The sequence below is a fragment of the Rhodopirellula bahusiensis genome, from assembly GCF_002727185.1.
In the GTDB taxonomy this organism is placed as follows: domain Bacteria; phylum Planctomycetota; class Planctomycetia; order Pirellulales; family Pirellulaceae; genus Rhodopirellula; species Rhodopirellula bahusiensis.
Window position 1 is genome coordinate 34,803 of sequence record NZ_NIZW01000040.1, and the last position, 11,348, is coordinate 46,150.

11 protein-coding genes and 1 pseudogene are annotated in these 11,348 nt (G+C 55.5%); 8 read left to right on the plus strand and 4 right to left on the minus strand.

Features of this window, described 5'->3' with window-relative positions; genetic code table 11:
- Positions 1-90: 90 nt before the first annotated feature.
- A complete protein-coding gene (locus CEE69_RS29655; protein ID WP_390180011.1) occupies positions 91-657 on the plus strand; it encodes a TetR/AcrR family transcriptional regulator in 567 nt (188 codons plus the stop codon).
- Positions 658-670: 13 nt separating this feature from the next.
- Here CEE69_RS29655 and CEE69_RS29660 read toward each other — a convergent pair whose 3' ends face one another.
- Complete coding sequence (locus CEE69_RS29660) at positions 671-1,576, minus strand: hypothetical protein (protein WP_233215783.1); 906 nt, start codon at positions 1,574-1,576, stop codon at positions 671-673.
- A 412-nt stretch (positions 1,577-1,988) separates the two neighbouring features.
- Here CEE69_RS29660 and CEE69_RS29670 point away from each other — a divergent pair, with 412 nt between their 5' ends.
- The 3 genes from CEE69_RS29670 (at position 1,989) to nth (ending at position 4,232) form a co-directional block, all read left to right on the plus strand.
- Entirely contained in the window at positions 1,989-2,450 is a 462-nt protein-coding gene (locus CEE69_RS29670) for a hypothetical protein (protein ID WP_233215784.1), read from the plus strand.
- 115 nt (positions 2,451-2,565) lie between these two features.
- On the plus strand, positions 2,566-3,540 hold the full coding sequence (locus CEE69_RS29675; RefSeq protein ID WP_099264146.1) for a serine O-acetyltransferase: 975 nt from the start codon (positions 2,566-2,568) through the stop codon (positions 3,538-3,540).
- Positions 3,541-3,572: 32 nt separating this feature from the next.
- Positions 3,573-4,232, plus strand: a complete 660-nt coding sequence (nth, locus tag CEE69_RS29680) for an endonuclease III (RefSeq protein WP_199169988.1) — start codon at positions 3,573-3,575, stop codon at positions 4,230-4,232.
- Positions 4,233-4,568: 336 nt separating this feature from the next.
- Here the strand turns inward: nth and CEE69_RS29685 are convergent, their stop codons facing one another.
- Positions 4,569-4,748: a hypothetical protein gene (locus CEE69_RS29685; protein WP_099264148.1), complete on the minus strand. Its 180-nt coding sequence runs from the start codon at positions 4,746-4,748 to the stop codon at positions 4,569-4,571.
- Entirely contained in the window at positions 4,745-5,887 is a 1,143-nt protein-coding gene (locus tag CEE69_RS29690) for a DUF1559 domain-containing protein (protein ID WP_233215785.1), read from the minus strand. The genes CEE69_RS29685 and CEE69_RS29690 overlap by 4 nt, the downstream gene beginning before the upstream one ends.
- Positions 5,888-6,140: 253 nt before the next feature.
- Between CEE69_RS29690 and CEE69_RS29695 the strand changes: the two genes are divergently transcribed.
- The 4 genes from CEE69_RS29695 to CEE69_RS29710 are packed head-to-tail and all read left to right on the plus strand — an operon-like array spanning position 6,141 to position 11,009.
- Positions 6,141-7,991 carry an FAD-dependent oxidoreductase gene (locus tag CEE69_RS29695; RefSeq protein ID WP_099264150.1) on the plus strand — a complete coding sequence of 617 codons (1,851 nt, stop codon included), beginning with the start codon at positions 6,141-6,143 and terminating at the stop codon, positions 7,989-7,991.
- Complete coding sequence (locus tag CEE69_RS29700) at positions 7,991-9,010, plus strand: DUF4405 domain-containing protein (protein ID WP_099264151.1); 1,020 nt, start codon at positions 7,991-7,993, stop codon at positions 9,008-9,010. The genes CEE69_RS29695 and CEE69_RS29700 overlap by 1 nt, the downstream gene beginning before the upstream one ends.
- A 6-nt stretch (positions 9,011-9,016) precedes the next feature.
- A complete protein-coding gene (locus CEE69_RS29705; RefSeq protein ID WP_099264152.1) occupies positions 9,017-9,601 on the plus strand; it encodes a sigma-70 family RNA polymerase sigma factor in 585 nt (194 codons plus the stop codon).
- A complete protein-coding gene (locus CEE69_RS29710; protein ID WP_099264153.1) occupies positions 9,588-11,009 on the plus strand; it encodes a FecR domain-containing protein in 1,422 nt (473 codons plus the stop codon). Before CEE69_RS29705 ends, CEE69_RS29710 begins: the two co-directional genes overlap by 14 nt.
- Before the next feature lie 182 nt (positions 11,010-11,191).
- Here the strand turns inward: CEE69_RS29710 and CEE69_RS33785 are convergent.
- Positions 11,192-11,251: pseudogene (locus CEE69_RS33785) on the minus strand (DUF1589 domain-containing protein); the annotation flags it as partial.
- Between the last annotated feature and the right edge of the window lie 97 nt (positions 11,252-11,348).

Sequence of the window (11,348 nt, forward strand, 5' to 3'; positions counted from 1 at the left end):
GTAAACCGGCAGGAGCAAGTTTTGCCCAACCGTTCCAAAGAGACCTCTGAGCCCAGCCCACTGAAGCTGACTGATCGCAAACGCGCCGCGATTGTCCAGGCTGCAGCGACGGAGTTTCAAACCCGAGGTTACTTTTCGACCAGCATGAATGTGATCGCAGCGACCGCGAAAGTGAGCAAACGAACGCTCTACAACCACTTTGACAGCAAGGAAGCTCTGTTCGACGCCATCATCGAAGAGCTGACTCAGAAAGCCGAGCTGCTGCCCGTTTGTTCATTCGACCCGACTCGTGACTTACGAGAACAACTGATCGAGCTCGCTCTCGTTGAGGTGCAATTCATGACATCGCAATCGGTGGTCGCCTTGGCTCGGGCCGGGATATCTCGAGTCCTCGCCGAGCCTGAAGTCGGGAAGAAAATCGATCATCGTCGCTTTCACCGACGCGTCGAGCATTGGCTTGACGACGCGCACGCCGCGGGATGCTTGAATCACACGAACACAGAATTTGCGGCCAAGCAATTCGTTGGAATGTTGATGACGTTTGCTTTTTGGCCAACCATCGTCAACGGCGAATCCCCGCCTAGCAAGAAGAAGCGGGACTGCATCGTCGAATCCACCGTCGAAATATTCCTCGCCAGCTACCAAGTATCTGACTGACCACAAGCGACCGTCAGACTCCAGTGTTCGATGTCATTCGCGGCGGGGCGTAGGGATTGTCGTTCGCTTGAACGACTGACAGATGCGCTTCGTTCGATAGGCCAGGCACTGAGATTGGTTCGTATTCACTGCCTCGTGCGATCTCGCAGATTGCATCGACCATTGCATCCCTTTGGCGTCGCCGGTCAGCCGACTTCATGTTCGCGAATTGAAAATCGCGATAGACCAACGGGAATTCCTCGGGACCATCTGCGGTGCGAACATAAATCATTGCCGCGTGCAATTGCGTCCAACCACCCGCGGGCGTGAATGATTGTGGGATCGCGCCAAGGATTGAATTTGGCCCGAAGTGATAGCGATGCCGATCTCCTTCCATCCAAACTCCGTTTTCGTCGACGCGAACCCAGACAAGGTCGGAAGCTGTTTCCAACCGCAACCGATTCCATCGTTCTTGCGGAACAATCTCACAGAACCTCGCGCCATCGTCACTCGGGCGAACGACCGGATTGGAACGAACGGCGATCACTCGGCGAAGGCGACGGGCCAACAGCAGGTGAAACGGGTACTCCTCGTAGCGGCACACAATCGTCAGTTGCGTCAAAGCAACGAGCCCACCAACGATCACGGAACCAACAAACAAGAGCGTCCCGTATGCATCCACCCGGGATGAGAAAAAGACGAACCGCACCGTCACGATAAAGCACATGCTGGCGATGAAGGCGAGCGTGCCGTGGAAAACGGTGATGCCCAGCAGCGTCACGATTTGGCGGAACCAATTCAGCACTCGCCCGGGGCGTTCCGCCGGAAGATCGGAGCCAAACTCTTGGATCGCTGCAAAATGATCTGAGACCGTCTCGTTCGGCCCTGGCTCGTCGGGGAATGGCTCGTCCGGCGCGATGGCGGGCGTCTGGATAGTCATGATCCCTGCCTGCGAATGGTGGCTTTCGTTCTGGGTAACTTGCGACACCTTCTCGATTGCAATCCTAGGTGTGCCGAAGTTGTTCGGACATCTCAGCCTAACGCGGACCCGCGATCTTTGCACGCAGTTTCAATATGGAAACCCGGCAAAACGGCTGTGGGGCGTGGTTTTGCCAGTCATCTCCGCCGCGAACCTCGGGTGGGCCACTGATGTCGACAACACCGCGTGAAGCCGCGATTGTCAATTTAGGTAAACCTTGCCGCCAACCCCGTCCGACTTCTGGCGCGGTTGGTGCGATTGTGTGCATCGAATCGGTGTCAACGGCCGAAACGAAAGGTGAAAGAAAAGCTCGTATCACGTGCCGAGGCGTTTGTTCTCGGCACCCAATTCATATTGGATGGAAGGGTTCGGAATGAATCGTTGGCTCTTACTCGGATCGATGGCCGGAATGCTGATGATCAGCACCGGATGCCTTCACCACAACACTCGCGGCGGATGCTCGACTGGCAACTGCGGTGCCGCATCGAGCGATTGCGGATGTGGTGACTCGTCTTGCGGAAACGGCGCATGCAGCAGCGGCTCGTGCGGTCGCGTTGGAAATGGCGGACTGTTGGGTAAAACCCGCGGTCGCCTGATGGGTTGCAAAACCGGTTGCCGGACTGGCTGCGAAGCCGGTCCACTCGGTTGGCAACAAGGTGGCTTGGACTACAGCTCGCACTTGAATCCGGGCCTGTTGGGTCACGGAGCGGCGGCTCAAATGCAAGGCCAGCCATTCACTGCAGGTGCGCCGTCTGCCCAAGTCGCGTACCCTTACTATACCCACCGCGGTCCTCGCGACTTCTTGCTGGACAACCCGCCCAGCATCGGTCCCTGATCGAACTGGTTGTTTTGGAAAACGAGATCGAGCTAGCTCAGGCCATCGTGCCTGAGTCCCTCGAACTGGTTCCGACGGTGAAGAATGTTCCGCAGTCGCCCGAGGGAGTTTAGGCGTGGCATCCGATTTTCGGCTGAAAGAGCAGTTACCTGAGCTGACCGAGCAAATCGTCAGCACATACACCTCCGATGATTCAATCAATCATTTGGGGCACTGCCCATTGCCTAGCTACACCGCTGTCGTTGACATCCTGTTGGATCTCAAGGACATCCTGTATCCCGGGTACAAGCGTCATACGAACTTGCACGCTGGCAACATTCGTTACCACGTTGGCGGTTTGATCGACTCCTTGCATGATCAACTGACGACCCAGATCGCTCGCGCCTTGCGGCACGAGCACCGGGTGCTGCAGAATCACAAGGATTGCGAGACGGACATCGATTTCGAAGCCAAAGGCCAAGCCATGGCGATCGAGATGCTGAAACGCATCGTCAAGCTTCGAGAGATGCTCGCAACCGATGTGCAAGCCGCTCATGACGGCGACCCAGCTTGTCAAACGACCGATGAAGTCGTCTTTTGCTACCCTGGATTCGAAGCGATCACGGTCTACCGGATCGCTCATGAATTGGTTCAGTTGGACGTTCCCTTCATCCCTCGAATGATGACGGAATGGGCGCACAAAGAAACGGGCATCGACATTCACCCGGGTGCCACGATCGGAGAATACTTCTTCATCGATCACGGAACCGGTGTGGTGATTGGCGAAACTTGTCACATTGGCAAACACGTCAAGCTCTACCAGGGCGTCACGCTGGGAGCACTCAGCTTCCCCACCGACGCGGATGGTCAACTGATCCGTGGTCAGAAACGACACCCAACCATTGAAGACGACGTGGTGGTCTACGCCAACGCAACGATTCTCGGTGGACGCACGGTGATCGGTCGTGAATCGGTGATCGGGTCCAGCGTTTGGATCACTCGCACGGTCTCGCCGGGCACAACGGTGGTGCTTGAAAAGCCGCAGCTGAAAGTGCGTGGCTCGGACGAGCCTGCTGATGAGCTGCGTCCCGAAGTGAACTACCAAATCTGATCACTGGGTATATCCAGACGATTCGGTATAGTGTGGCGATGTTGAAAAAAGAACGTGCCACCATTGTCCTCGAGCGTCTCAACACGCTCTATCCTGACCCGCCGATCCCGCTGGACCACACCGACGAGTTCACGTTGTTGGTCGCTGTTTTGTTGAGTGCGCAGTGCACCGACAAAAAGGTCAATGAGATCACGCCGGAGTTGTTTTCGGTTGCCGGAACGCCATCGAAGATGCGTGAGCTTGGCGAAGATGGAATCCTCGAAATCATCCGGCCGCTGGGACTTTCAAAGCAGAAAGCCAAGGCCCTGGCCAAGTTGTCCGGGATGCTGATCGATTTGCACGAAGGCCGAGTACCCAGCACGTTTGAAGAGCTGGAAGCATTGCCGGGCGTCGGGCACAAAACTGCCAGCGTGGTGATGTCGCAAGCGTTTGGCTTTCCCGCTTTTCCTGTCGACACGCACATCCATCGATTGGCCCAACGATGGGGATTGTCCAGCGGCAAAAGCGTTGTGCAAACCGAGCGAGACTTGAAACAGTTGTTCCCCGAAGAAACGTGGAACAAATTGCATCTGCAAATCATCTTCTACGGTCGAGAATTCTGCACCGCACGAGCCTGTGACGGACGGGTTTGTGATCTGTGTCGGGAACTGTACCCGAACCGCCGCAAGCCAGTGACCTGGAACAAACCCTGATCCGTCCCACATTCCATTCATCGCCGATACGTGACGGCATTCAGCAGACGTCGACGTAGGCCAGGTTCCACCTGGCGAGGTGACCGGACGGAGCCTCGCGAACTCGCGGATGAATGCTAAATCGCCTCGCTTTGTTCCAAAGCATCGGCTGGGTTGCCAGGTGAGACCTGGCCTACGTGAATGCATGTGGCTGGATTCGCCGGAATTCAGATGTTCCAGTTGCGTCGCATCCGAATTCTTGGCGAATCCGGCTACGGCCAGATGATTCCCAGGTCAAACCAGCGTTCACCTCGGCGACCAAACACCGAGGTGAACACTGATTCGATTCCGAACGCTCTACTCGCCTTCGCTTTGTGCGTCAGCGATCGCGCCGCCTTCCGCTTCGATGGCTTCCCAGTCGATGCCTTCGGGAGCTGTCAACTTTTCCGCGTCACCGCCGCCCGGTGCACAAGCGGTCAAACCCAATAGGCCCAAGGCGATACACAGTGCGGCGATTGCTTGCTTCATATTCATCATTCGAGTCCTTCAATCGTTTCTTTGGAGGAAATGGAACCGAGAGCTCCCCACAATCCGTAGGGGCTTTTCTGTCCCAGGTTGCCGTAGTTCTTTGAAATGCTTTGGGCTTGTTGGTTGCCCGCTTCGATGGAGTCGGTGACGAACTTCACCGCCCCGTCCGCCAACAAGATATGCACGCCACCTTGATGGTGACTTGCCGAGCTGAACACACCCGACTGCCAACCCGTTCCCCATCCCATCGGACAGGTTGGTGAGTTCGGAGGAAGCACGGTGTTCATTCCCGTGATCATCAAGTGATAGTTCCACCAGCGACCGCCACGTGATGTTCCTCCGCTGTCCCATAACGGGACGCTGCTCTCGATGAACTGAGGACGATTGGGATCGATCACCGCGGTGCAGATCGTCAGATCGGATCCCATCGAGTCATCAGCGGGGAAGTGCGAGAGGTTGACAACGGAACCACCAACACTGCGGTCGCCCAGATTCGTCATGATCTCGGCCATCGCGATGGTGTTGGATAGACCGTCGAGTACATCTCGAAATCTGCGTGGATCATCTCGTTTGAAAAGACCACGAAAGACGCCTTGATCGGCGTACTGGTTCGAAGGCGGGTAACCGATTCGCAAGATCGCATCGCCATGCGAGAACGCATAGTTCGTCATGCCGGTTCCCAATGGCGACATGCCGGGATCCGAAGGGCATCGGAACGCCGGTGTTTGCATTTGGTAAGGATCGTATTCGTTCAAGTCGAGCCACGGACGAGGACCGAATGGTGGCCACGCACCCGAAGCAAGGGCATCCGACGCTGATTCACCAGCCTCGGGCATCAATGGGTTGGACATCATCTCCCACAAACCTTGCTGCTCCAGAAACGGCAACAGACCAATGTTGGCACTGAGCTGCTTCAAAGCGGGCATCGAAGGACCGGTGCCATTGGGTGGCAATCGGTTGAATGCCGCGTGATAGTTGTGCAGTGACAAGCCAATCTGTTTGAAATTGTTGCTGCACGACATCCGCCGAGCAGCTTCACGAGCTGCCTGGACCGCCGGCAGCAACAGCCCGACTAAAACCCCAATGATTGCAATGACGACCAACAGCTCAACGAGCGTAAACGCATGACGCTTCATGTCTGTTCTCACAATACGCCTCCTTTGAATGAACGAACAACGACTGTGCCGCCTAAAACTCGGCACCAATAACACGATGGAACTCGTGTCTCGCTCAGATAGAGGGGGGCAAGCTTCCTTTTGGACAGAATTTTCTCTTAAAAGCTGAAATAGGTCCTTTTAGTTGTCCAAAAACGGCTGAGTTGGACTCTGTGTTTGCGTGGATCGGGCGTTCAGCGTCGACGATTCAATCAATCGATTTCCATCCAGCGACACCAGAGAAACGATGAAAAACAACCGAATTGGACGACGTGGCTTTCTGCGAGTGGTCGGAGGAGCGGGCGTGCTATCAGCGACGGCGCCGGGTTACGTACTGGGAAGTGAACAACTGTTCTCAAAGGCAGGCTCCGCTGCCGACGGTGTTCTGGTTGAGTCCAGTCAATTTGATGAACTGGGCGGATGGAAAATCGACACACAACATTACCAACAAATGGGCGGCTGCTATCTGTTGGCCCACGGAATGGGAAAGCCTGTCGCCAATGCGACCACCCAAGTTGCACTCCCTTCCGCGGGAACTTGGCACGTTTGGGTGCGGACTCGCGATTGGTGCCAGGGCGAATGGAAATCACCTGGACGTTTCCAAGTGTCGGTCAACGACGAAACGCTCTCGCCCGAGTTTGGGACGGAAGACACGAGCTGGCATTGGCAAAAAGGCGGTGCGGTTCAGATCGATGATCCTACCAAGGTCAAGATCGAGCTCGCTGACCTCACTGGTTTTGATGGCCGATGCGACGCGGTCTACTTTTCGAAGTCATCCGCGCCATCGCTGCCCAACGAAGCCGCGGAAGTGGTTCAGTGGAAAGATCAAGTCACCGGCCGCGCCGCACGAAAGGTCGATGAATTCGAATTCGACCTGGTCATCGTCGGCGGTGGAATCTCCGGTTGCGGCGCGGCCCTCGCGGCACGATCTCAGGGACTGAAGGTCGCTTTGATCCAAGACCGGCCGATCTTCGGTGGCAATGCGTCGGAAGAGGTCCGAGTTCACACGCTTGGCATCCATGGCCGTGCGGCGGGGATCCTGAAAAAGATTGACACCGAGCACTACCCCAACGGCAGCGCTCTGGCGATCAAGGACCAGAAAAAACGAGAGGCCACCATGGCCGCATCGGGTGTCAAACTGTTTGCCGGGCACGTCGCGTGTGGACTATCAAAGAACGATGGCCGCATTGAAAGCGTGGAAGCCAGGGACGTGGGCTCCGGTCTTTTGCGTCGCTTCTACGCTCCGGTCTTTGTCGATGCGACCGGTGATGGCTGGTTGGGATACTGGGCCGGGGCAGAGTACCGTGTCGGACGCGAATCGCACACGGAGTTCGGTGAAGCTTGGGACAAGCACGGCGATCTTTGGAGTCCCGAAATTCCCGACAAACGTGTGATGGGAACGTCGGTGCTTTGGAACGCCGAGAAAACAAACCAACGCAGCAACTTCCCGGATGTGCCTTGGGCCATGCCGGTGGCAAAGGATCACGAAGCGACCGCGGGGGAATGGTACTGGGAATACTCCAACAACGATTTGGACCAAATCGACGATGCGGAAACGATCCGTGACCACATGTTGCGTGCAATCTACGGATCGTTTGCAAATGCCAAACGCCATCCCAAGAATGCACCCTGGACATTGAAATGGGTTTCGTTTGTCGGTGGCAAACGCGAATCACGGCGTCTGATGGGCGATCACATCTATACGATGAAAGATGCCGCTGAACGACGCGAATTTGAGGATGCGGTGGTGGTGGAAACTCGCGAGATTGACTCACACTACCAACAAGTCTTGCAAGGCAACCTGGTCGATTTCTTGTCCAAGGCGTTGTTCTACAAAACCGGTGGTGAATACTTCGTTCCATTCCGAAGTCTGTATTCGAAGGACATCGACAATCTGATGATGGCCGGACGGTGTTTCAGTTGTTCCCACATTGGATTGGCTGGACCTCGCGTCATGAACACTTGCGGGCAAATGGGAGTTGCAACCGGGTACGCCGCTTCGTTGTGCAAGGCCTACCAAACAACGCCACGGGAAGTTGGGCGGAAGCATGTCCGAGAACTCCGCGGTCTGATCGGTTTTGAGGATCGCTCGTCCTGATGAGACACTGGGTCAATCTTGCCTTGCTGTTTTCGTTCAGCACCCTGATGGTCACCGGGGTGCTGGCGTTCACGCTGCCATTTTCGCAAACCAACACGCGATTGCATGTGGTTTCCGGGGTCGTGTGTGTCGTCTTGGTGACAAAGCATGTGTTGAGCCGACTCACCTACTTTCGATCCATTGCATCGAGGCAGTCAAAAGCGATGGGGCTGATGCGCAAGGCTAGCGTGCTTGGGTTTTGGGCGGTGGTTCTGGTTGCCTCGGTTGCCGCGGTCCCGCCTACCAATTGGTTGATGGACCAAAGCTATGAGACTCGGCAACGAACCCAGATTGTGCGAACCTCGTCATTGGTGGGCTTTGGACAAACGAGCCCACATCAACGAATCGTCGTGCGGAAACCAAAGCAGGAAGACGACGCGACGCTTTCGATTCATCTGGGCTATTCGACGTCGCTCGACCAACTGCCGGTGACGGCCGCCTGGGTTGAATCCACCACGGGCACCATGATTGAAACTCTGTACCTGGACGAAGGAATCGCCTACGGCGAAGTCGTTCCACGCACACAAAGTTCTGGCGTGGACTCGGTTCTTCGCCGAAGCGATGTGCTTCCGATTTGGCGGCACGCATACACGATTGTCTCTGGGGTTGATCCCGACGGCGACATCGACGGACTATCAGGTGCCACACAAAACCACCGTTTCGAACTGGATCCATATCTTCAACCGGGGAAAGGCAATCGCTTTGTCGTTTGCGTGGAATTCAATTTGCCCGGAGACACCAGCGACGACTGGCAAGAACGCGAATGGGGCCAGCCTTCGTTGCTCTATACGGCTCTCATTGATGTCGATAGCGAGAGTCCCCATGCAATCTTAGAATTGACGGGACACGGGGGAGGATCCGAGAGCGACGGCAACATTCGCTACGACTTGGAGAACATCTCGACCGCTAGAAACATCGCGGATCTGTTCTTGGCGAAGATCGACCTTCCCCAACCATCCGCATCCTCGGCAGACCGATGATCTCCCATGCGAAACAGCGCGGTGACTGAATCCAATCAAAGACTGATGAGCGACAACGACCAGGCCACCACTGAGTTCGTTCAGTTGCTTACTGAGTCCCAACGATCGCTGTTTTATTACATCCATTCGCTCATTCCCAATCGAACGGATGCGGATGAAGTATTGCAGGAGACCAACCTCGTGCTTTGGCGAGAATACGAACGATTCGAAATGGGAACGAATTTCAAAGCTTGGGCCTGCACGGTGGCACTCAATCAAGTGCGAGCCTTCACATCGAAGCGACGTGCCAAACGTCCCCACTTCGATACGGACACCATGATGCTAATTTCCGAACGGCAAGAACGACGATCGGCCTACTTGCAACATCGATTGGACGCTTTGGAAAACTGTGTTCAGAAACTTCCCGAGCGAAAACGGGAATTTGTGGAGCAACGTTATCGACAGGGGGTCCCGGTGGAAAATATCGCAGACGAGATGGGCTCCAGCGTGGATGCCGTCTACAAAATGTTGCATCGTATTCGTGAGACACTTCACGCATGTGTTGACCGCACCCTCTCGCACGAAGGAGTTGGCTCCAATGACCCAGCGTGAACGATTTAACGAATTGCGAGACGCGTTTTTGGATGGTGTCGCATCGCCAGCTGAAACGGAGGAATTGCAACGATTGCTGCACTCCTCGGATGAATGGCTCGACGACTACATCGAACATGCCAACCAAGATGCAGCGTTGATCTGGAATGGCATCCCAAACCGCCCTTCGCCCACAGTCCACCCAACAACATCAGCGGCGGGTACGTCTCGTTTCGTCCGCTACATGCCGTTGATTGCGGCAAGCCTTTTGTTTGTTGCGGCAGTGGGATGGGAATGGATGACATTGAAACCGCGATCCGTCGCAACAATTCTCTCATCAACAGATTGCCATTGGGGCACTGGGACTTTGCCGACCACCGTTGGACAAGAATTGACATCGGGACGCTTGCGTTTGATCTCAGGAATCGCGGAATTGCAATTCCCTCACGCGACAGTTTCGATGGAAGGGCCGGTTGATATCGAACTCATCTCCGCCGAACGCTGCCGGCTTCATTCAGGCAGCATCGTCGGATCGGTCAGTGATGGTGGCGAGGGCTTCGTGGTCGAAACACCTCGGGCTGAGATTACCGATCGAGGCACCAAGTTTGGCGTGTTTGTCGATAACGTCGGTGACGCTCGGCTTGACGTCCTGGAAGGCAAGGTCGATGTCAAACATACCAAAACGGGACGACAGCTAACACTCGAAGGAGCCAGCCGAGCGTTTGCCTCCGTTCATGCCTTGGAAACGTTTGCCCCGAAAAAGGAAGGGGAAGACCAACAGAATGCCATGACTCCGACCACCTTAGACAAAGTGCTTCACATCAGCTCCGCCTACGGTGATGGTGACGAGGGCGATGTCACTTCAGGCGAACGGCGAGAAGGCGACTCCTTTCCCACACCCGATCATGTGCTGCTGGTCAAGCGTGCGGACAGCGAACCTCATTGGAATCGAAAGGCGTTCATTCGTTTTGACCTCCAAGGATTGGAAATCTCGGAATTGTCAGGGGTTGAGCTTCGGCTTGAAGGCGTTCACACAAGAATGGGTTACACGTCCTTGTTGCCGGACTCCACCTTCCACATCTACGGCGTGAAGCCCGAGCACAACACCGATTGGAATTCTCAGACTCTTGATCGAAGCAACTTCCCCGGCAGGAAATTGAAGACTCACAAGCTTGATCCAGATAAAGTGCAGCTACTCGGTGAGTTCGTGATTCCACAGTCGAAACCGCAAGGACAATTTGTGATCGCCGACCCTCGGTTGCAACAATTCTTGCAGGACAATTTGGGCTCCACACCGACGCTGGTGATCACCCGGCTGACATCCGTGAATCAAACGCAAAGCTACGTCCACGGATTCGCCAGTCGAACCCACCCAACCGCCAGCCCGCCAACGCTGCGATTGCACGTCAAGCAAACGGTCTCGAACTGAAGTCGCTTGGTGTCCAGTGCATGTAGCTGAATTCGCCAGAATTCAGACGTTCCAGATTCTTCTCGACCGAATTCTTGGCGAATCCGGCTACGCTGCGTGAAGGCATTCAGCAGACGTCAACGTAGGCCAGGTTCCACCTGGCGAGGTGACTGGCCGGTGAACTGCGAACTCGAGAATGCAGGTTAAACCGCCTCGCTTTGTTCCAAAGCATCGGCGGGATGCCAGGTGATAACCTGGCCTACTAGACTCTGTCAGTTATACGTAAGTCGTCATTGTTCGGCACGGCCGAACGCTCGCCAAGCGAGCGTGAAGTCATGCATGCGACGTAGGCCGTTCCAC